Below are 20,164 nucleotides of genomic sequence, written 5' to 3'. Positions count from 1 at the left end.
CTCAGGTGTCGAAGGTGTTGCGGCCGGTGAACTTGATCGTGGAGGGATTGGTGTTTTCACCGATGCGGCGGGGGTTGTGGCCCACCATCGGCCGGCCTTCGTTCGCCTTCTCGGGGAACACCCCATCCTTCGGGTGGAGATACTCGGTGTCGCCACCGGGGAAGATCCGGTAGATCTTGTAGTCCTCGATGCGTGGTTTGAATTTGGTGCGCAACTGGGTGCCGAGGGCGAGGCACTGCTCCTTGCGGGCGAAGTACATGATGTTTTCGCCCTCGTTCATTTCAGCGGCCCCACCGGTGGGAAGCTCAAAGGCCTGGGGCTTGCCGCTCGTCCAGGTGATGGCGTACTTCTCCTCGGTTTCAGCGGAATTGAGCAGGCCGCCCGTGCTGCCGATGTACTTGGGGAGTTGACCGCTCAGCGCCGTTGCTGTCATGGCTGTGTTGGGAGGTGAGTTGGCGTTCCCCGAAGGGCCGCAGGACCATTTCGGCTGGAAGTTAGCACCGTGATTCCTGGGCTTTTCGGCGCATCCGCCCTCTCTTCACACCCGTCAACAAACCAGGGCATCGGAGTTTGGCCTCAGCCTCAGGCCTCGGGCCAGGCCGTGGCACTGGCCAGCGGGAAGAACACCGTGAGGCCCTGCCCGGCCCGCTCGGTCAGGCGGCCACCCAGGCTGTGGAAGAGCCGCTGGGTGGCGCGATGGCTGAGCTGAAGGCTTCCGGTCAGCGGATCCCAGCTCAGCACCGGCCCCACGGCGGCCTGGGCGGGTTGGGCGGCGACCTCTTCGTTGGGAGGGTCGACACAGCTGAGCTGCAGTTTCAGCCGCGACCCGGCGGGCTGCAGGCGGATCAACACGGCAGCTCCGGAGGGGAGGCTGCGGGTGAACCGATCGATCAATCCGCCGAGCATGGTTTCCAGCAAGCTGGGATCGCTCATCACCGGCGGTAACTGGGGTTCGATCTCCAGGCGCAGAAGCAGGCCCCGTCGCCCCAGCTGCCGCTCCCAGAGGGGCTGGAGCTGGGACAGCAGCGCGGCGAGATCGGTGCGGGCCAGGTCCTGGCGGGGGCGGGGCCGCCGCTGCAGTTCGGCGGCATGGAAGATCAGACCGAACCGGTCGATCTGTTCGCTGCATTCACCGTCGATCTGCTCCAGCCGTTGCCGCACCGCCTCGGGCAAGTCACTGCGGCGCAACAGCAGGCGAATCAGGGTCCGGATCGTGGCCAACGGCGTGCGCACCTCATGGGTGAGCGCTTCGAGCAGGGCCAGTTCCCCCCGGGCCTGTTCGCTGCTGGGCTCGGCCTCCCGCTCCCCATCCCGGCGTGTGTCAGCCCGGACCACCGGCTGCAGGGTGACGCTGGGCGCCATCGCCGCCAGCCGTTCCCCCAGCCGGGGCCAGAAGGTCAGGGCCGTCTTCTCCTCACTGCGCAACGCCCCCAACCCCTGCAGGGCGCCACGCAGGCGCCTGGCCGCCTCGGGACTGCGGCTCTGCAGGCGTTCATCGACCAGCCGCAGGGCTTCCGTCAGGGTGGCGGGGTCGAAGCGCAGGACCAAGCGCCGCCGCTGGGGCTCCCCTTCCAGGGCCATGGCGAGCTGGAGCTGGGGCGTGAACAGCAGCAGGAACGGATCGGTGCCGTCGTCCGGCTCGAGGATCAGCCGCTCGAAATGGGAGGGGCTTGCCGCGGCGGGCCTGGCGGTGCCACCGAGGCCTCCGGGCAGCAGCGGAGCTGGATGCTCCAGCAAAGTGCCGACCTCGGCCGGTGTCCACACCCACCCTTGCAGTTGCCGCAACAGCTCGGGTTCGTAGAGAGCCGGCAGGGGCGAGGCGATCCATACCCCCGTGAGCGGTTGGAGCGGCAGCAGGAAGTCTTCCTGGAGGGTGGCGAGGGCCGCCCACCACTGGCGCCGAACGCTGTCTTCGTCTCCCCGTCCTGGGGGGACCCCCTCGGCCAGCTGCTGCCTCAGCTGATGCAGGGTCGTGCCGCTCACCACCCCCCCTGGCTGGAGCGGCTGCGCCGATGAACCGAGGCGCAGAGGCCGAGGGCGATGAAGTTCACCAGCATGGAGGAACGGCCATAGCTCATCCAGGGCAGGGGGATGCCGGTGACGGGACCCAGCCCGATCGTCATGAAGATGTTGACCACCACCTGGAACATCACCATGGCGCCGATGCCCACCACCACCAGGGACTCGAAGTCGGAGCGGGCCTTGCCGGCGATCTGCAGCAGCCGCCACATCAGCGCGACGAAGCCGATCACCACCAGCATCGAACCGATGAAGCCCGTTTCCTCCCCGAGGGCGCTGAAGATGAAATCGGTGTGCTGCTCGGGGATGAACCGAAGCTTGGTCAGCTGTCCGTGCATCAAGCCGGTCCCCCACAGCTCGCCGGATCCGATCCCGATCTTGCTTTGCAGGAGGTGATAGCCCCCACCGAGCGGATCCTTGGAGGGGTCGAGAAACATCACCAGCCGGTCGCGCTGATAGGCCTTCAGGCCGTGCTGCCAGAGGTAGGGGGTGAGCACGGAGGCCAGGCCCTGGACCGCCAGCACGATGGCCAGGCCGGTGCGTTTCCAGGGCAGGGAGCGGTAGGCGAGCACGCCGATCAGCGGAATCAACACCAGCAGCGCCCATGGAACGGTGCCGGCCAGGATCGCCGAGGCCAGCGGCGAGAGCAGCAGGACCACCCAGGCCAGGGGCATGCCGGCCCAGAACAGCATCACCAGCAGCACGGCGCCGAAGACCAGGGAGGTGCCCAGGTTGGGCTCGATGAACACCAGCACCCAGGGGACCAGGAACACCCCCGTCGGCCTGATCAGGTCGACGGGCCGCTCGATGGGATAGCGGGACAGAACGCCCGCCAGCAGCAGGATGGCGCCGAGCTTGGCAAACTCCGACGGCTGGACGTGAAAGCCGGCGATGTTCACCCAGCGCTGGGCACCGAGGGCGTAGGTGCCGATGAAGCGCACGCTGATCAGGCTGGCCACGGTGAGGCCATAGAGCGGCAGCAGCAGGGCGTTGAGGCGCTGCAGGGGCAGCCTGGCCAGCAGCAGGGCCAGGCCCAACCCCACCATTCCGGTGATCCAGTGCTGGTACCAGTCGGCGTAATCGGCCTGGCGCTGGGTGCTGGCGATCAGGATCCCGGCCAGAAAGGTCATCGCCAGGGGGATGCCCCAGAGAACCAGGTCCACGCCGTGCAGCAGGTGGCGCCGGGCCGGGCGCGCTTTGGTGAGCACGCCCCGCCTCCGCCCGCTCAGTGTGGCCATGGCGTTCAGGCGGGGCTCAGGCTCGGCAGCAGAAGTGCGTCGGCCAGCGCCAGGAAGGCCTGGGCCGTGGGGGATTCCGGCTGGGCCACCACCACCGGCAGGCCCCGGTCACCCCCCTCGACCACCCCCATCTCCAGGGGCAGCTGGGCCAGCAGCGGCACATCGGCCTCGGCCGCCAGTTCGGCGCCGCCACCGGAGCCGAAAATGGCGTAGCGCGCCTCGGGCCGATCGGGGGGGATGAACACGCTCATGTTCTCGATCACCCCGAGCACGGTCACCCCCATCTGCAGAAACATCGCCAGGCCCCGCCTGGCATCCTGGAGCGACACCTTCTGAGGTGTGGTGACGATCACCACGCCGGCCATCGGAACGGCCTGGGCGAGGGTGAGCTGGGCATCGCCGGTGCCGGGCGGCAGGTCAACCACGAGCACATCGCGCTCGCCCCACTCCACCTGGTACAGAAACTGGCGGATGATGCCGTTCAGCATCGGCCCCCGCCAGACCACCGGCTGGTTCTCCTGAATCAGCAGCCCCATCGACACCATCGCAACGCCGCAGACCTCGATCGGCGTGAGAATCTGCTGCTCGCCGCTGCCGCGCACCTGTGGGGTGCGATCGGCCACCCCCAGCATGGTGGGAACGTTGGGCCCGTAGATGTCGGCGTCGAGCAGGCCCACCTTCAGGCCCTGGCGAGCCATGGCGCAGGCCAGGTTCACCGCCACGGTGCTCTTGCCCACCCCCCCCTTGCCACTGCTCACGGCGATCACCCGCTTGACGCCGGGGATGCCCTTCTGGGCCGGCAAGGAGCCGGCGGCGGGGCCATGGCTGTGGCCGGAATCGGCTGGTTCGGGTTGGGACAGCTCAACCTGCACGTCCTCGATCCCCTCAAGACCCAGCAGGGCGGCGCGGGCATCGGCGGCGATCCGTTCCCGCTGGCTGGTGGCATAACCGGGCAGGGCGAGGCGGAACACGGCCCGGTTGGCCTGGATCCGCACCTGGCTGATCCAGGCCAGGTCCAGGAGGGTACGGCCACTTCCCGCGTCACAGAGAGGCTTCAAGGCCTCGAGCGCTTGATCAGCGGTGGCCATCCCATCGGCAGTCATTCGAAAGTTGATCCTAGGCGGCGTGCCCGTGACAGAGGCTCTCGAAAGATTGTGGAGGGGGGCGGCGACCTGGAAAGGTGGGCAGGATTTCAACGCCCCAGCCGGGGCTTGCTGTTGAGTGGCGGAACAACCAGGGAGGCAGAACGGCGTGGCCCAGCAGATCGAAGCGAATCCGACGGCCCTCGCGGCACCGCCATCCGATTCAAGGGCCCGGGCCAGGGGCCTGCTGATGGGTCTGCAGGACAGCATCTGCGCCGGTCTCGAGGCCCTCGATGGCGAAGCCACCTTCCAGGAGGAGAGCTGGGAGCGGGCGGAGGGCGGCGGCGGCCGCTCCCGGGTGATGACGGCCGGCCGCGTCTTCGAGCAGGGAGGCGTGAACTTCTCCGAGGTGGAGGGCGACCGCCTCCCCCCCTCCATCCTCAGCCAGCGGCCCGAGGCGGAGGGGCAGGCCTGGTTTGCCACCGGGACCTCGATGGTGTTGCACCCCCGCAACCCCTACGTGCCCACGGTGCATCTCAACTACCGCTACTTCGAAGCGGGCCCGGTCTGGTGGTTCGGAGGCGGGGCCGACCTGACCCCCTTCTATCCGTTCCTCTCCGATGCCATTCACTTCCATCGCACCTTGAAGGGCGCCTGCGACAGCGTCAATCCCGCCTACTACCCGGTGTTCAAGGCCTGGTGCGACGACTACTTCTTCCTGAAGCACCGCGGCGAAACCCGCGGCATCGGCGGCATCTTCTACGACTACCAGGATCCGGCCGGCACCCTTTACAAGGGCCAGGACCCGGCGGGTCCCGCCGCTGAACGCGCCGCCACCGCCGGCGCGCAACAGCAGAGCTGGGAGCAGTTGTTTCAACTGGCCCAGGCCTGTGGGCATGGCTTCCTGCCCAGCTACGCGCCGATCGTGACCAAGCGCCACGACACCCCCTATGGCGAGCGGGAGCGCCAGTTCCAGCTCTATCGCCGCGGCCGCTACGTGGAGTTCAACCTCGTGTTCGATCGCGGCACGATCTTCGGTCTGCAGACCAACGGGCGCACGGAATCCATTCTGATGTCGCTGCCGCCGCTGGTGCGCTGGGAGTATGGCTACACCCCGGAGCCCGGCAGCCGTGAGGCCCTGCTCACGGAGGTGTTCACCAGGCCCCAGGACTGGCTGACCGACCCCTCCCTGGAGGAGCGCTGCCAACCCCACCTGGCGGTGGATTGAGCTGGGTGAGCCCCGGAGCGTCCAACGCCGGCTGGCCAAGCCCTTGCTGAAGGGCGACGACCACCCGCTCGGCAATCGCCTGCACCGTGGCCGGACGGCGGGCCGGATCCCTCAGATTCGCCTCGAGCGTCCCTTCCAGCTTGCCGATCTCCAGCAGGGCGATGCCTCGCTTCGGTCCACCGAGCCCGCCGCGGAAGGCCATCGGGTAGGCGCCGAAGGCCGCCGCCAGGCTTTCGTCGAGGCGGCTGAACGGCTGGTTGATCGCCGGGATCAGTCCTGAGCCGATGCCGTCCGGGCCGTAGGCGTCGAAGTGGATCTCCAGGGCGTAGCCGCCGATTGCGCTGTGCTCACGGCCCGCACTCCAGTTCGTTCCGGGGGCATCCCCGTTGACGATGGTGCGGAACGGCGGTTCGTGGTAGCGAATCTGCAGCCCCCGCTGCTGACCGAGTTGCACCACCGCCTGGGCGATCACGATGTTCCAGTAGAGCTCGTCGGTGATGCCCGGGAACATCGGGCTGTCCCGGGCCAGGGCGACGGCGGCTCCATGGGTGCCCGATCCGCCGATGTTCTGGGAATCGGCGTGGCCGGCCATCACCAGGATGGGGGTGTCGGCCGACAGGGCCCGCAGGCCGATCCAGTCCTTGGCAAGCCGGCTGCGCGGGCCGGTGAGGGGGTCGTAGTCGTTCGTGGCGGGCGGGGCTCCCAGGGAGGCGGCTCCGGCCGCGCCGCTGGCCAGGCTGGTGCCCGATCGAGGAGCGATCTCATTGGCGAGGGCAGAACTTCCGCCGCCGGCGCTGAACAGGGCCGCGAGCAGAAGGGCAGAGCGGACGGGTGGGCGCATCGTGGACATTCCTCAGATCGGTGAGCTGAGCAGGGAGCCGTCACTGGAGAGCTGGAGCCGGGGGGCCAGCTCCTGTTCCAGGGCGATCAGCTCATCCCGGTGGGCCCGTAGGCGCAGGCTGCTGCAGGGCGCCTCGTCCTCGCTGATCAGGCGGAGTTCCACCTCCTCCTGGCGAGCGGCCCGGCGCCGGTAGACCCAGCCCGCCACGGGACCGAGCAGGGTAAGCAGCAGCGGCCACCAGCCCAGGCCGGTGGAGAGTTGCCGGAGCACCAGGCCAAGACAGGCGCCGCCCACGCCACCAAGCAGCGACAACAGCAGGGCGAGGTGCAGGCTAGAGGCCACCCGGCCGCGGAACCGCAGCAGGCGCCGCTCCGGGTCGCCCGCCTCGGCTTGCCAGCCCCGTTGCAGCAGCCACTGGCTGAGGCCTTCGAGCACGTCGAGGGCGGGCTGGGGGGAATGCACGTCGACGACGGTGGTGCGGTCCTTGCTGGCTGCCCGCAGGAAAAACACCAGCCCCACGGTCATCAGAAGGGTGAGGAGCAGGGTGGAGCCCAGGGTGAGGGGCATGGCGGGAGCTGCAGGTGCGGCCATTCTCACCCTGGCCGAGCTGGAGGCGACGATGGCAGCCGTTGCTGCCCCGTCCATGGCCCAAGCCTCTGCCACCGCTCCTGTTCGCTTTGCGCTGTTTGACGGTGACCTCGATCCGGAGTGGCTGGCCTTGCTCTCGGCGGCTCCGGCCCTGGCGGTGGACACGGAGGCGATGGGGCTGGTGCATGGGCGGGATCGCCTCTGCCTGGTCCAGATCGCCGACGGCCTCGACAACGTCTGCTGCATCCGCATCGCCCGGGGCCAGAGCGCCGCCCCGCTGCTCCAGCAGCTGCTGGAGAACCCCGCGATCGAGAAGGTGTTCCACTTCGCCCGCTTCGATGTGGCGGCCCTGGGTGAGGGCCTGGGGATCGCCGTGCAGCCGCTGTTCTGCACCAAGGTGGCCAGCCGCCTGGCCCGCACCTACAGCTCCCGGCACGGGCTCAAGGAGGTGGTGCAGGAACTGGTGGGGGTGGAGCTCGACAAGCAGGCCCAGAGCAGCGACTGGGGCCGGGTCGAGGATCTGGGCGAAGCGCAGCTGCTGTATGCCGCCAACGACGTGCGCTACCTGCTGCCGGCCTACGAGCGCTTGACCACGATCCTGGAGCGGGAAGAACGGCTTGAGCTGGCCCGCCGCTGCTTCGCCTGCATCCCCGTGTTCTCCGAACTGGATCGCCGCCGCTTCGGCTCGGTTTTCGAGCACTGAAGTCGGGGTGCCCGGGGAGGGCGCCGCGATGGCTCGGTCGTCGTGGAGTCGGACTTCGTCGGCTCAGTCTTCGTCGAGGTAATTCGCCTCGTCGCTTTCGGCGGTGAGCAGCGAATCCAGCAATCGGGTTTGCTCCTGGGTGGAGCCCCGCGCCAGCTCGATCATCCGCTCGGCGATGGCCACCCGCCCGCCGGCATCGCGGACCTCCTCCCGGGCGGCCTGCTGATCCACCCGTCGGCGCGCCGAGGCGATGCTGATGCCCAGCAGGCTGGCCAGGCTTCCGGTGACGGCGGCGTAGGCCCGGTCAGTGGGGGCGGGCATCGGCGGGGTGACGGGGAGGTTGGTTCATCATCCTTGCCCCTGGCCGAGCAGATCCTTCTCCAGAAGGGCGGCCAGTCGCTCGCTGCCCCCGGCTGCCCCCATTCTTCGCCGGCCGATCCGCGCCAGGGCCCCGCACTCGCTGCGGTTGGCCAGCAGGTCGCCCAGCGCTGCGGCGAGGGCCTCCGGGGCGGGGCAGACCCGCACCGCCCCACCCAGCAGCCGGCTCTGGCGCCGGGCGAACCCTGCCTTGAACTGGGGCCCGGGACCCGGCAGGGAAAGGGCCGGAATGCCCAGCCCCACCAGTTGTTCGGTGGCGGTGCCGGCCGTGGCCAGCCCCACCTCCCCCCAGGCCGCCCAGCGGCGAAAGGCACCGTTGCCGATCAGCAGCGACAGGCTGCCGCGCTGCCAGGCGCTGGTGGCGCCGCAGCCCTCGGGAGGGGTGGCCGGGGTGAAGTGCTTGGCTCGCAACAGCGGTTCGAGTTGGCCGGCCGTGGGCCTGGAGCCGGTGGGACAGAGCACCACCAGCGGCTCCCCCCTTGGGCGGAGCGTGTGGAGGGCCTCCAGCAGCCGCCGCAGGTTGGTGAGGGCTTCAGGCATCCTGCTGCCGCAGAGCAGCACCAACCGTCGGCGGTGGGCCAGGGCCGCTGGCAGCGGCAGCGCATCGAGGCCATCCATCATCGGGTTTCCCGGTGCCAGGGCCCGCACGCCATGGCGACGCAGCCCCCGGGCCGTGAGGGCGTCCCGCACCGCCACCAGGCGGCAACGCCGCTGGCGCATCAGAAGCCACTCCCACGGGTCCCATTCGCTTCCCTTGCAGCGGTGATAGCCATCGGCGACTCGATCGCGGCCCGGCCCACTCCGCCAGGTGTAATCGCTTTTCGGGGTGCCGATGAAGCCATAGGGGGCACCGCTGGCCCAGGCCAGCAGAAGGGGGAGCAGGTCGCCGATCGCCAGCACCGGCAGGCCCCGGCGGCCCCAGCGGCGCACGATCCGGAGCTGCTGCCAGCTGATCAGCGGCAGTCCTGCTGAGAGGTCCCCCAGCAACCCCGTCAGGCTCTGGTTGCTGAAACCGCCGCTGGGCAGCTCCCGCCTTGGACCGATCCGCTCCAGCTCTCCGTTCGTTTCAGCCTCGCAGAAGCCCAGCCCCTCGCCCACCAGGGGCAGAACCGCCACGGCGAGCCGGGGTTGGCGGAGTCGCAGGGCCCTAATCACCCGCAGGGCGATCAGATCCTCCCCGTGGCCGTTGCTCAGGACCAGCAGACGGGAGGGCATGCCATGGCTGATACGATCCGGTTCTGGGAGTTTGCTCCCGACTGGCGGCATGGCCAAGTGGTAAGGCAGAGGATTGCAAATCCTTTACCCCCAGTTCGAATCTGGGTGCCGCCTCTTTTTTGATGGTCGCTGCCCGGAGGTCAGAACGTGGCTGTGGCGCTCCAGAGTTCGCGGCTGAGGGCCTTGGCCTCGCAGCGCACTTGGCGTTGATCGATCCGGCAGCTGCCGTTGGCCGGCCAGGCTTTCGGCAAGGCCTTGACCAGGCCGCGGCTGTCGAAGCTCCGCTCACTCACACTGGCGATCGCGGTGCTGATCGCCCCCTGGAACTGGCAGCGGCCCTGTTGGCATGCCATCGGAACGCTGCCCGGCTGCAGCGTTCCCACGAAGCTGAGTTGGTCGCTCTCCCCGCCCCGTTGGCCGGGGCTGATGAAGCGAACGTTCAACAGGCCGTCCTGTTGCTCGAATTGAACCGATGTGCAGGGAGCCTGGGCCGCTGCCGCCAGGTTGCTGCTGCAGCTCCGGGCCACGCTCTGCAATCGGCCGATCGTGTCGGTCGGGGTGGCTCGCGGCTGGGCGAGGGAAGCTGAGGCAGCCGCCAGGCCTCCGACCAGCAGGCTCAGCAAGTGGATCTGCAGACGGGATGGAAGCAAGGAACCAACCACCTGGCGATGGGTGCAGCTGTCATCCACTGTGGGTGAGTCCCGGTTCAGGCGTCGGCGTCGGCCACGCAGAAACCCTGGCAACGACGCCCATTGGTGGCACTCCGGCCGCAGTGCTGGCAGAGCACCGCTTCGGCGGCTGGCCCAGGCGCAACGACGGCCGGCTGGCGAGGGCTGATGGCTTCCGGCTGGGGCCCGGCGGCAGGCGAGGGCGGATTCAGGGGGTTGGAGAGCGGAAACGATGATCATGGCCATGAACGGCCGGCCGGTGCGGTGTGGTGGCTGCTGCTCTTGTTCCCATTCCTGACCCTTCCATGCCTAAGCCGCTGCCTGATGCGGACCAACCCTCGATCGGCGTGGGCACCTGGGCCTGGGGCAATCAGTTTCTCTGGGGGTACCAGCCCGAGCGGATGCCGGCCAATCCGTTTCAGGCCGCTTGAGTTAGCCCACCGCCCGTGGCGGTGAGGGATCGGGGCTCAGCACGACTGGCAGGGAGGCGGGCCGTGGCAGGTTGACCAGCGCCGGTCTTGGCGGTGGGGCGATCGGTCGGATCGGCTCGCTGGCGCTGTCGCCCTCCCCATCGCCGTTGTCAAGGCCGGCCTCGCCACGGTCGCCACAGGTGGCGAGGGTTTCCTGCATCAGCGCATCGAAGGTGGTGCCGGGCAGCCGGTGACGGGCCAGGGCCAGAAAGGTGCGGGCGATCGATTCGCCGGCCTCGGCCCGCAGGGCCGGGTTGTTGCGTCGTTGCTCCTGCTCCTCCTCGATCGCGCGGATGAACCGCTCGGTGACATCCCGTTTGGTGGTGGCCCGGATCCGGGTTTCCTGCTCCAGGGGGGAAAGGCCGATCTGCTGCTCCAGCTCCTGCAGACGCCGGGTCAGGCTGTCGAGCACCTCGCGGGCCTCCTGGCCCATCAGGTTGAGCTGGCCCTGGGAGAGGCGGGGCAGGTCGGACACGTACACCTTGCCGTGGTCCCGGAGGGCCAGGAAGGTGGCGCGGGCGGGGTGATTGGTTGGGGTGGTGGCCTCCCGCGGCCGGCGGGGGGGATTGGGCGGCAAGGGGCCTGCGGAGCTTCGCCGCCGGATCAGGCGTCCATTGGTTGATGTCATCGGATATCAGTTCTCCAGCCAGTCATGGACGGTCAACCAGGGCACAACCGCACCCCATGGTCTTCAACCCATCATCCACCGTCAGCAGGACTCTCCGTGGCTGGCGCCCGGGAGGCTGCGTGGGGCAAGCCCTCCAGGCCCCCAGATGGGCCGGGCCCCGCCTCGACCACCCCCAGGCGCCAGGCGCTCACACCCAGTTCGGCGCAGACGGCGATGGCGGGGTCCTGCGCTTCCTCAGGCACCACGAGGCAGTAGCCCACGCCGAGATTGAAGGTGTTCCAGAGATCCTCCTCGGGCACCGCGCCCTGCTCCTGGAGCCACCGAAACAGGGCGGGCCGCTCCCAGCTGGTGGGATCGATGCGGCCGTGCAGACCCTCCGGCAGGCAGCGGGGCAGGTTCTCCGGCAGGCCGCCGCCGGTGATGTGGGCCATGGCATGCAGGGGAATCCCTGCGCCCCTGAGGGCTTTCACCACGGCTCCATAGAGGCGGGTGGGGCGCAGCAGGGCATCGATCACCGTTTCGCTGCCGCCGGGCAGGGTGCAGGCCGGTGAAACTGCGGTGGTTTCGAGAATGCGGCGCACCAGGCTGAAGCCGTTGCTGTGGACGCCGCTGCTGGCCAGAGCCAGGATGGGATTGCCGGGGCGCACCCTGCGGCCGTCGATGATCTCGTCTTCTTCCACGACCGCCACGCAGAAGCCGGCCAGGTCGTAGCGCCCCGGCGCGTAGAACCCCGGCATCTCCGCCGTTTCGCCCCCCAGCAGGGCGCACCCGCTCAGGCGGCAGCCCTCGGCGATCCCCTCCACCACGGCGGCCATGGCGGCCGGCGTGAGCTTGCCGGTGGCGATGTAGTCGAGGAAGAAGAGGGGATCGGCGCCACTGGTGATCACGTCGTTGACGCACATCGCCACCAGGTCGATGCCCACCGCATGGTGGCGGCCATGGGCCTGGGCCAGCTCCAGCTTGGTTCCCACCCCATCGGTTCCCGCCACCAGCAGGGGTTTGCGCAGGCCGGCCGGCAGGCGGCAGAGGCCACCGAATCCCCCCAGGCCGCCCAGCACCTCGGGGCGGCGGGTGGACTCGACACTGGCGCGGATCCGCTCGATAAAGGCCCGGCCGGCGACCACATCCACTCCTGCTGTGCGGTAGTCCATGGCTTCAGGTGCGTGGTAACCACTCTGCGACGCGGTGATGCTCCGGTGAGAGGCGGCACGGTCCAGCGCGGCGGCAGGAAAAAATCCGCTTCGGCAGTGGACGACTTTGAAATTGGTACTCAACTCCATCAGGCCTGCTGATGCCTTGCATCCGATTCGCTGATGGGCGGTGACGATTGCCGGGCTGGCTGAGCCCAGTGCTCGCGGGCGATCTCGGCGCTGATGACGATTTCTGATCATCAGGTCCATCGGATTTGCGGCGTCCTGGATCTCAGCAATGCCGTTAAGTTCCACTCGTCGTTGTTTTTGCCAGGAACTCCATTCTTCGGTTGACTTCTCCCCCGCTTTCCAATTGGGAGGAATTGATCGTTGCTGGACCTCTGATTCTTCAGTCGTTGCTGTTGTTGACAGCGCGTTCCGCTTGTTATGCCCTCCACATTTTCCCTCGGAGCCCTTGCGCTCCTGCTCTCTGCCAGCGGCCTGGCCATCCCGGCCTTCGCGGATCCCGGCCAGTCCGCCTCCAGCCCCTTGATCGCCATGGTCAGGGAGGCTGAGACCACCGATCCGGCTCCTGAGCTCAAAGGCGATGTCGCCATCCGGGAGGTTCAGCCTGAGCTCGACCTGGTTCCCCAGCCTCGCCAGGTGGTCCCCCAACCGATCGCTCCTGTGCCCCAGCCTCGCCGGGTCAAGCAGGTGAGCAGCGGTGAAGCCAGCTGGTATGGACCCGGCTTCTTCGGCAATCGCACCGCCAACGGCGAAGTGTTCCGCCCCGGCACCCTCACTGCCGCCCATCGCACCTTGCCCTTCGGGACCAAGGTCAGGGTGACCAATCTCTGGAATGGCCGCAGCACCGAGGTCCGCATCAACGATCGAGGGCCGTTCCACGGCAACCGCATCATCGATCTGGCCCATGGCGCCGCCCAGCGGTTGGGCCTGACCGCCAGCGGTATCGCCCAGGTTCGCCTTGAGGTTCTCCAGTAGGTTCCCTGCGGCAATGTGCAGGATCGGCTCCGTTCCTTTCCGCCTGTGCTGCTGCTGAGAACCTGCTGTGAGCTGCAACGCTGGTGCGGGGCTGTCGGACGACGTCCACGGCCCCTGCATTACGTCCCCACCATGGGGGCGCTCCATCCCGGCCATCTCGGTTTGATTGAGCGGGCCCACCAGCCCACCACTCCTGGCTCCACAGCTGAACCGATCCGTCCCCGGGTTCTGGTCAGCCTGTTCGTCAACCGCCTTCAGTTCGGCCCGCAGGAAGACTTCCAGACCTACCCCAGGGATGAGGACGCCGACTGCCGCCTGGCCGAAGCGGCTGGAGCCGATGCCCTGTTCGCCCCGAGCGAGCAGGAGCTGTTCCCGGGGGGGGATGCCGAGCTCACCCGGGTGATCCCGCCTCCGGCCCTGGTCCATGCCCTCTGCGGGCGCCATCGTCCTGGCCATTTCGAGGGGGTGGCCACCGTGGTGGCCCGCCTGCTGGGCCTGATCCGCCCCGACTGCCTGCTACTCGGCGAGAAGGATTGGCAGCAACTGGTGATCCTTCGCCGGTTGGTGGCCGATCTGGGCTTGCCTGTTGAGGTGCGGGGCTGCCGGACCTGGCGGGAGGCCGATGGGCTGGCCGGCAGCTCCCGCAACCGCTATCTCTCCGCCCAGGAACGCCGCCAAGCGGCCGCCTTACCAGCGGCCCTGGATTCGGCGCGGGCCTGGTTGGCCGGTGGAGTACGCCCTCTCGAAACCTTGCTTAGGGCATTCCGGAGCGAGCTGGAGCAGGCTGGGCTGCTGGTGGAGTACGCCGAGCTGGTGCATCCCTTCAGCCTCCAGCCCCTGCCTACGCTCCCGACTGGATCCGGACTCGCCCTGCTGGCGGTGGCCGTGCGTTGCGGCTCCACGCGCCTGATCGACCACATCGTGCTGATGCCTCGCTCCCCAATCGTTGCCATCGATGGTCCGGCCGGCGCCGGCAAGAGCACGGTGACCCGCGCCTTCGCCCGGCAGCTCGGGCTGATCTATCTCGATACCGGGGCCATGTACCGGGCCGTCACCTGGTGGGTGCGGCGGCAGGGGGCGGATCCAGCCGATGCCGCCGCGATCGAACCCCTGCTGGCTGGTCTCGACCTCAGCCTGGAGAACGCCGGAGCTGGCGAGCTGCGGGTGCATGTCAACGGCCACGACGTGACGGCGGCCATTCGCGATCCGTCGGTGACGGCCCAGGTGTCGGCGGTGGCGGCCCATGCCTGTGTGCGGGCGGCCCTGACCCGCCAGCAGCAGGCGATGGGTGAGAAGGGTGGGCTGGTGGCGGAAGGGCGCGACATCGGCACGGCTGTTTTCCCTGACGCTGATCTCAAGGTGTTTCTCACCGCCACGGTGGCGGAGCGGGCCCGGCGGCGGGCCCAAGACCTCCGCGAGCGGGGCTATGGGGTTCCCGAGCTGGCCGAGCTGGAAGGCCAGATCGCCGAGCGGGACCACCTGGATTCGACCCGGCCTGTGGCACCGCTGCTCCAGGCCCCCGATGCGGTGGAGCTGGTCACCGACGGCATGGGAGTCGAGGCGGTGATCGCTGAGCTGGTGAGATTGTTTCGCCAACGCATCCCGGAGGAGGCCTGGCCGGAGCCAGGCCCCGTTGGCTAAGGCTCGGCAGGGGGTCGGAGCTGGGCCAGCAGGCCGGCGCAGGCCTGCTCCAGCAGATCCAGCACCTGCTCGAAACCCCTGGCGCCGCCGTAGTAGGGATCGGGCACCGCGGTGATCTGGAGCTGGGGGCAGTAGCCGGTGATCGGCTCGATCCTGGCCCGATGCTCCACGCCCCTGGCCAGGGCTTGAACGGCCGCCAGGTTCTCGTCGTCCATGGTGAGAATCCGATCGAAGCGGAGCAGATCCGCCGTCTCGATCTGGCGGGCCCGGCTGGGCAGGGTGATGTCCCGGCGGGCGGCGGCGGCACGCATGCGGACATCGGCCGGTTGGCCCCGGTGCCAGCCGCCGGTGCCGGCCGAATCCACCTGGAAGGCGTGCTCAAGCCCGTGCTGGGCCAGCAGATGCAGGAACACCCCTTCGGCGGCGGGGGAACGGCAGATGTTGCCCAGGCAGACGAACAGCAGACGTTGGGGAGCGCTCATGCCAGCCTCTCGAGGGCCAGGGCGGCGCGCAGGCGCACCACCGGGGTGTCTTCGCTGGCGGCGGCGAGGCCGCTGAGCCCGGCGAGGCCGCGCTGCCGTTGGTCGGCAGGTGCCGACAGCTGGCTCAGCAGCGTCTCCAGGCCAACGGCCACGGCATAGCGCACCACCCACTCCGCGTCTTCACAGGCGGCCAGCAGGGCGTCGAGGCAATGCAGCCGCAGGGCGACCCGCTCGCTGGCCTCCAGGGGCTCCAGGTTGATCCGACCTAGGCCCCTGGCGGCGGCCCGCCGCACGCTGGGGCCGATATCGGAGGCCAACGCCCGCTCCAGCACCTGAACGCCCCGCACATCGCCGATGCCGGCCAGGGCCCGCACGGCCCAGGCCCGGGCGCCGTAGTTGTGGCCATCCAGGTTGGAGAGCAGCGGCTCCACCGCCAGCGGCCCCAGCGCGATCAGCCCGTCCACGGCGGCGACGGCGGCGCCGGGGTTGTTGAAACCGAGAACCTCCACCAGGGCGAGGGCGGCGCCAGGATGGCAGGCCGCGGCCAGGTTTTCTGTGGCTTCCAGCAGGCGCTCGGGACTGTCGGCCCGCTGCAGAGCCTCGATCAGCAAGCCCGGGTGATCAGGAGAGGCCATCAAGCATCGCCGAAGGGCCGGCCAGGGGGATCAGAGCAGATCATCCATCGCCGCCAGGATGTCGGCGATGGATGGGTCCGGGTCTCCAGGGTGGCCTTGCTCGCAGCTGGCTCTGGCTTCAACCAGGCCCCTGAGGGCGATCAACTTCAGACTGTTCTCGGCGAGGGTGCGACAGATGGGCTGCAGGGCCGGGCGCCAGCCTGCTGCGCCGAGATCCATCAGGGAGGCGCGGCGCACCTGCAGCTGGGGATGCTCCAACAGTTCGAGCAGCTGGTCGCCCCAGAGGGGATCCCCGGTCAACTGGAGCAGGGCCCGGCAGGCCGCACTGCGGATCAGGGGGCGCTCGTGGGCCACGAAGGGCCTGATCACCGCGATCACCTCGGGGTGGGCCTGGCCGATCTCCCCGAGGGCTTCCAGCATGGCCTCACAGGGCTCCTCAAGCCGGCTGTTGCCGGTTCTTAGGGCTCCTGCTCCAGCAGGGCCGCTGGCCAGCCTTCTGCAGAGCGGTGCGATCGCTGAAGCCGCCCCCAGATCTCCCAGGGCTCGGGCAGCCGCTTCCCGCAGGCCGTCGTCCTCGTCTTCGAGGGCCGCGAGCAGGGCTGGCACGGCAGAAGCTTCCCCCAGTTTGCCGAGGGCGCGGGCCGCATTGCGGGCCACGGCGTTGTGCTCCACCCCCGCCGCCGGCTCACGGGGCTGTCGCTGGCCCAGGGCGGCACAGAGCAAGGGAAGGGTGTCGGGGTGGCGGCTGCGCATCTTGCCAAGCCACCAGGCGGCGTAGTACTGCAGCGACTGGTCGTCCGTCTGCCGCAGGCGGACGAGGGCCTCCTCCTCCGTGATCGGCGCTCCACCCGCAACGGGGCTGCTGGCTGGATCTCCGGCGACGACCATGGCCGCTGTTCTCAAGGTGGTGTCGATGCTGCCATCGAAAGGGCCCCGAGGCGCTCAGCCAGCAGGAAGGGAGGACAAATCAGCAGCCACCGAAATCCGTTGGAGCCAATTCGCCATGGACGCGGGTCAAGATGCTGGGCCTCTCGGTTCGTGCTGCACGGCGGTTCCCACGTTGAACCTCGATGATCGCGGCGTGCCGCCCTCAGACCGCCACGGGCTCCGGGCGCTGATTGTGGGGGCGGCGGCTTCGACCGATCCTGTTGCTCACCTCGCGGCTGCGGAACTGGTAGTCGTGCACCACAGGCAGCCGCTCGGCGCCGTAGACCCGCAGGGCTTCCGTCGGGTCGCCCGGCGTGTTGGCGAGAGCCCGGGCGAGGTACACCGCATCTTCCAGGCCCGCCGTCATGCCCCGGGCCTGGGATGAACTCATCGCATGGGCCGCATCGCCGATCAGCCCGATCCGGCCCTTGACAAGGCGGGGCAAGGGATCGAGGTCGAAGGACCAGTTGGCCACCACCCGCTCCGGCGGGGTGGAGGCAATCACGGCAGCGGCCTGGGCCGATAACTTGGCGAGGGCTTCGGCTGGAATCGGCTCCTGCAGGAGACGGCGCTGCTCGCCGCGATCCACCGGCAACTCCTCCTCGTTGAAGAACCCCCAGTGGGTGCGGGCGACGCCTTCCGCGTCAGGGCCCAGGTGGAAGAAGTTGGCATAGATGCCCCTGCCCCGGGCGTAGACGAAAAACTCCCCTTCCTGGCAGAACCCGTCGTCGGGCACCACGCCGCGCCACACCCGATCCCCCAGATAGTTCAGGTGCCGCTCGGGAGCCACCGCCGCGGCTGCCGCCTGGGAGAAAATCCCATCGGCACCGATCAACAGATCACCCTCCCAGCCAAGGCCATCGGCGAGTCCCAGCCGCACCCCAGCTCCGTCTTGATGGCAGGATTCCACGGCGCAACCGCCATGGAAGAGGCCAGGACCGAGCTCACCCCAAAGGGTTTCGAGGATGGCGGTGCGGTGGATCAACAGGCTGGGCAATTCGTGAGGGGCCTGGTCCGCTTCCGCCACATTGATCGTGCCGCCCAGCAGGTTGCGGAAGTGATAGCTGCGCACAGGCTGGCCGGCGGCGATCAGGCGCTCGGCAAGGCCGGGCACACCTGCCTCGGCCACCGCCCGGACACCAGCGCTCACCAGCAGAATCCCGCAGCCCTCGGTGCGGGGGGCCGCCGCCCGCTCGAACAGGCTGACCTGGTGGCCCTGGCGCTCCAACAGGATGGCCAGGAGCATGCCCGAGCTGCCGGCGCCGGCGATGGCGATGCGCAGGGGTGGAGCGGCAGTCATGCGCGTCGCGAAGCCGATGGAAATCAACCGTAACGAAACAAAACGTCAACAAACGTCAGGGTTGACACCGCCCTTCCCGGTGATCACGGCATAGGGGCGAGCGAGGGGGCTGCCAGCGAACCCGGCTGAACCTCAGAGGTCGAAGAGCACCCCGTGGATGTAGGCCTCGGTCCACTCCTTGTCATGGAACCGGCTGAGCATGCCGCGGGCCGGATCCTTCTGGGCGCGGTAGGCCACGTAACGGCGCTGCCCGGCCACCGGAGCCTCGCTGCCACTGGCTTCGTTGCCTGGATCTGCGGCCACGATCATGGTGTGGTTTACGTCCCCTTGAGTGGTTGGAATGATGCCAGGTGGGTCGCAAGTCCCTTGAGAGCCGCCATCGCGAGGGACTTGATCCCACTGGACCCAGTCCCAAGGTGGGAACCATGGAGCAGGAGGCCCTGCCCCATGGTTTGATCACACCGGCCAGAGGGTTAGTTGACTGTGACGTTTCTTACCGTCCCACCCATCCGGTTGACCCGCCGCAGGGCCTCATTCATGCGGGTGTAGGGCACGCGCATCACATAATCAGCGCTGCGGACAACGTCGTTGCACGCCAGTCCGCTCACCGAGATCGTCACGATCCTCCGGCTTCCATCGCTGGTGCCACGGCTGCCGGAAGCACCACAGAGCCCCTCCTGGCGATGGGCTTGGGAAGGGGAGCGGCGGGGGGTGCCGATGTCTCCATCACCCGAACCTGAGCCAATCCTGGCGCGGAAGGAACCTCCGGAAGCATTCGGACCTACCACCGACACGGCACGATCCTGATGAAGGGCATTGCCGAGCCGGAACTGATTGCCGGCGGCATCACCCCGCACGGAGGCCCCGGCACCCCGGGCGAGTTGCATCAGCCAGGAGAACTGGCGCCCCTCGTGGCCGATCGAATAGTCCCAGCCATGAAGATAGGGAACTCCATCCGGGCCGAAGCGGTTCTGGTACTCGGAGCTGTCGATGTAGGAATCGATTTCTGCGTCGTAGCCTTGGTCCTGCAGAATGGTGAAATGATGCAGCATCTCGGCTTTGTTCTGGGGAGCCCTGCCAAGGAGATGCTTGTGGTTGAGCTCGATGAAACGGTATGCGTTGCAGTTCTCAAAGAACCGCGAGCGATACAGGCCACTCTTTGCAACCGTGCGAACAAGTTCACTGACTGTGAGGTAGTTGTTCCGAAACAGCGATTCGGCTCCGCTGAGCCGTTCATTGTCCATGAGATACTGCTGTCCGAGTACCTGGCGATACACGGAGCGAATGATGGTGTTTTTATCCTGTTCAGAGGCATTGGCCCAGTTTTCCTTGTCACGGTCATTGGCGAATCGCTCAATGCCAAGATAAGGCGCTTGAAGTAATGCCATGGGGTGGGCGTGGAGAAAGGAACGTGCCACGGATCTCGCTCAGCGGAGCCGTGGAGCATCCACGCTAATCAGCAGCTTCGTCAGGATTCCCTGAGATCCATGATTCGTGATGGCGGGGAAGCTCAGGTGATTGCCCAGCAATCTCCCGCCCATGGCCAACCAGGGCGCGCCACAAAAAAGGGCCCCTGATGGGGCCCCTGGCTGCCGAACGGCGATCTGGTTCCCCGAGGGGCTCAGACGAGGGCGTTGATGGCGTAGTCGATGTAGTTGTTGGCGATCACACCGGGGTCACCGGAGACACCGTGGTTGGCCTTGATGTACTTCAGGGCTTCCACATACCAGGAGGGGGAGAGCTCGAAGGCGCGGTTGATCTCATCGAGACCGGCGATCAGGTACTCGTCGAGGGGGCCGGTGCCACCAGCCACCAGGGAGTAGGTGATGTGCCGGAGGTAGTAGCCGATGTCACGGGAGCATTTGGCCTTGCCTTCCGGGGTGGAGGCGTAGTTGGGGCCCTGCTGCTGGGTGGTGTAGGGGAACTTGTTGTAGACGGCCTGGGCGGCGCCGTTGACGAGGGCGTCAGCGTTGGCGGTGAGGGCCTTGG

General features: G+C 68.2%; 23 protein-coding genes and 1 tRNA gene. 6 read left to right on the top strand and 18 right to left on the bottom strand.

What is annotated here, in order from left to right:
- Nucleotide 1: 1 nt before the first annotated feature.
- From KBY66_RS10270 to KBY66_RS10255, 4 genes are all read right to left on the bottom strand, one after another.
- A complete protein-coding gene (locus tag KBY66_RS10270) occupies nt 2-433 on the bottom strand; it encodes a photosystem I reaction center subunit II PsaD (RefSeq protein WP_255089312.1) in 432 nt (143 codons plus the stop codon).
- 149 nt (nt 434-582) lie between these two features.
- On the bottom strand, nt 583-1,986 hold the full coding sequence (locus tag KBY66_RS10265) for a sensor histidine kinase (RefSeq protein WP_255089310.1): 1,404 nt from the start codon (nt 1,984-1,986) through the stop codon (nt 583-585).
- Nucleotides 1,980-3,257 (bottom strand): rod shape-determining protein RodA, encoded by a 1,278-nt coding sequence (gene rodA, locus KBY66_RS10260; protein ID WP_255089309.1) that lies wholly within the window; start codon nt 3,255-3,257, stop codon nt 1,980-1,982. Before rodA ends, KBY66_RS10265 begins: the two co-directional genes overlap by 7 nt.
- A gap of 5 nt (nt 3,258-3,262) precedes the next feature.
- Nucleotides 3,263-4,345 (bottom strand): Mrp/NBP35 family ATP-binding protein, encoded by a 1,083-nt coding sequence (locus KBY66_RS10255; RefSeq protein ID WP_255089308.1) that lies wholly within the window; start codon nt 4,343-4,345, stop codon nt 3,263-3,265.
- A gap of 163 nt (nt 4,346-4,508) precedes the next feature.
- On the opposite strand from KBY66_RS10255, the gene hemF reads away from it, so the two are divergent.
- The gene (hemF, locus tag KBY66_RS10250; RefSeq protein ID WP_315855503.1) at nt 4,509-5,567 is read left to right on the top strand and encodes an oxygen-dependent coproporphyrinogen oxidase; all 1,059 of its coding nucleotides are present in this window, start codon (nt 4,509-4,511) and stop codon (nt 5,565-5,567) included.
- On the opposite strand, the gene KBY66_RS10245 is transcribed toward hemF, so the two are convergent.
- Together KBY66_RS10245 and KBY66_RS10240 are read right to left on the bottom strand one after the other, a co-directional pair.
- Nucleotides 5,494-6,408, bottom strand: a complete 915-nt coding sequence (locus KBY66_RS10245) for a dehydrogenase (RefSeq protein ID WP_255089307.1) — start codon at nt 6,406-6,408, stop codon at nt 5,494-5,496. The genes hemF and KBY66_RS10245 overlap by 74 nt on opposite strands.
- 12 nt (nt 6,409-6,420) lie before the next feature.
- Nucleotides 6,421-6,975 (bottom strand): cofactor assembly of complex C subunit B, encoded by a 555-nt coding sequence (locus tag KBY66_RS10240; protein WP_255089306.1) that lies wholly within the window; start codon nt 6,973-6,975, stop codon nt 6,421-6,423.
- 52 nt (nt 6,976-7,027) lie between these two features.
- Between KBY66_RS10240 and KBY66_RS10235 the strand changes: the two genes are divergently transcribed.
- On the top strand, nt 7,028-7,699 hold the full coding sequence (locus KBY66_RS10235; protein WP_399225262.1) for a ribonuclease D: 672 nt from the start codon (nt 7,028-7,030) through the stop codon (nt 7,697-7,699).
- 63 nt (nt 7,700-7,762) lie between these two features.
- Here KBY66_RS10235 and KBY66_RS10230 read toward each other — a convergent pair whose 3' ends face one another.
- Together KBY66_RS10230 and KBY66_RS10225 are read right to left on the bottom strand one after the other, a co-directional pair.
- Nucleotides 7,763-8,020, bottom strand: a complete 258-nt coding sequence (locus KBY66_RS10230; RefSeq protein ID WP_255089304.1) for a hypothetical protein — start codon at nt 8,018-8,020, stop codon at nt 7,763-7,765.
- Nucleotides 8,021-8,047: 27 nt separating this feature from the next.
- Nucleotides 8,048-9,292, bottom strand: coding sequence for a lipid-A-disaccharide synthase-related protein (locus KBY66_RS10225; RefSeq protein WP_255089302.1), 1,245 nt, complete (start codon nt 9,290-9,292; stop codon nt 8,048-8,050).
- Between the two features lie 43 nt (nt 9,293-9,335).
- Here KBY66_RS10225 and KBY66_RS10220 point away from each other — a divergent pair.
- A tRNA-Cys gene (locus tag KBY66_RS10220) sits at nt 9,336-9,406 on the top strand.
- Between the two features lie 26 nt (nt 9,407-9,432).
- Here the strand turns inward: KBY66_RS10220 and KBY66_RS10215 are convergent.
- Entirely contained in the window at nt 9,433-9,942 is a 510-nt protein-coding gene (locus KBY66_RS10215; RefSeq protein ID WP_255089301.1) for a hypothetical protein, read from the bottom strand.
- 323 nt (nt 9,943-10,265) lie between these two features.
- On the opposite strand from KBY66_RS10215, the gene KBY66_RS10210 reads away from it, so the two are divergent.
- Nucleotides 10,266-10,391 (top strand): hypothetical protein, encoded by a 126-nt coding sequence (locus tag KBY66_RS10210; RefSeq protein WP_255089299.1) that lies wholly within the window; start codon nt 10,266-10,268, stop codon nt 10,389-10,391.
- Between the two features lies 1 nt (nt 10,392).
- Here KBY66_RS10210 and KBY66_RS10205 read toward each other — a convergent pair whose 3' ends face one another.
- Both KBY66_RS10205 and purM read right to left on the bottom strand, forming a co-directional pair.
- Nucleotides 10,393-11,058 carry a hypothetical protein gene (locus KBY66_RS10205; protein WP_255089298.1) on the bottom strand — a complete coding sequence of 222 codons (666 nt, stop codon included), beginning with the start codon at nt 11,056-11,058 and terminating at the stop codon, nt 10,393-10,395.
- A 71-nt stretch (nt 11,059-11,129) separates the two neighbouring features.
- Complete coding sequence (gene purM, locus KBY66_RS10200; RefSeq protein ID WP_255089296.1) at nt 11,130-12,209, bottom strand: phosphoribosylformylglycinamidine cyclo-ligase; 1,080 nt, start codon at nt 12,207-12,209, stop codon at nt 11,130-11,132.
- A 426-nt stretch (nt 12,210-12,635) separates the two neighbouring features.
- Here purM and KBY66_RS10195 point away from each other — a divergent pair, with 426 nt between their 5' ends.
- On the top strand, nt 12,636-13,190 hold the full coding sequence (locus KBY66_RS10195; protein WP_255089294.1) for a septal ring lytic transglycosylase RlpA family protein: 555 nt from the start codon (nt 12,636-12,638) through the stop codon (nt 13,188-13,190).
- 45 nt (nt 13,191-13,235) lie between these two features.
- Complete coding sequence (locus tag KBY66_RS10190; protein WP_255089293.1) at nt 13,236-14,831, top strand: bifunctional pantoate--beta-alanine ligase/(d)CMP kinase; 1,596 nt, start codon at nt 13,236-13,238, stop codon at nt 14,829-14,831.
- On the opposite strand, the gene KBY66_RS10185 is transcribed toward KBY66_RS10190, so the two are convergent.
- The 7 genes from KBY66_RS10185 to KBY66_RS10155 form a co-directional block, all read right to left on the bottom strand.
- Nucleotides 14,828-15,313 carry a low molecular weight protein-tyrosine-phosphatase gene (locus KBY66_RS10185; protein ID WP_255089292.1) on the bottom strand — a complete coding sequence of 162 codons (486 nt, stop codon included), beginning with the start codon at nt 15,311-15,313 and terminating at the stop codon, nt 14,828-14,830. The two genes, KBY66_RS10190 and KBY66_RS10185, sit on opposite strands and share 4 nt — an antisense overlap.
- Nucleotides 15,310-15,948, bottom strand: a complete 639-nt coding sequence (locus KBY66_RS10180; protein WP_255089291.1) for a HEAT repeat domain-containing protein — start codon at nt 15,946-15,948, stop codon at nt 15,310-15,312. The genes KBY66_RS10185 and KBY66_RS10180 overlap by 4 nt, the downstream gene beginning before the upstream one ends.
- A 30-nt stretch (nt 15,949-15,978) precedes the next feature.
- Entirely contained in the window at nt 15,979-16,836 is an 858-nt protein-coding gene (locus tag KBY66_RS10175) for a HEAT repeat domain-containing protein (protein WP_255089289.1), read from the bottom strand.
- Between the two features lie 202 nt (nt 16,837-17,038).
- Complete coding sequence (locus KBY66_RS10170) at nt 17,039-18,175, bottom strand: FAD-dependent oxidoreductase (protein ID WP_255089287.1); 1,137 nt, start codon at nt 18,173-18,175, stop codon at nt 17,039-17,041.
- A 132-nt stretch (nt 18,176-18,307) separates the two neighbouring features.
- Nucleotides 18,308-18,484 carry a hypothetical protein gene (locus KBY66_RS10165; protein ID WP_255089285.1) on the bottom strand — a complete coding sequence of 59 codons (177 nt, stop codon included), beginning with the start codon at nt 18,482-18,484 and terminating at the stop codon, nt 18,308-18,310.
- Between the two features lie 164 nt (nt 18,485-18,648).
- Complete coding sequence (locus KBY66_RS10160; RefSeq protein WP_255089393.1) at nt 18,649-19,563, bottom strand: phycobilisome rod-core linker polypeptide; 915 nt, start codon at nt 19,561-19,563, stop codon at nt 18,649-18,651.
- 233 nt (nt 19,564-19,796) lie between these two features.
- Nucleotides 19,797-20,164, bottom strand: a 368-nt coding sequence (locus tag KBY66_RS10155; protein WP_255089283.1) for a phycocyanin subunit alpha, incomplete at its 5' end; no start/stop codon positions are given.

This window comes from Synechococcus sp. Tobar12-5m-g (assembly GCF_024345415.1).
Classification (GTDB): domain Bacteria; phylum Cyanobacteriota; class Cyanobacteriia; order PCC-6307; family Cyanobiaceae; genus Regnicoccus.
The sequence above is the reverse complement of the archived record's forward strand: the minus strand, read 5'-3'. Positions and strand labels throughout refer to the sequence as shown.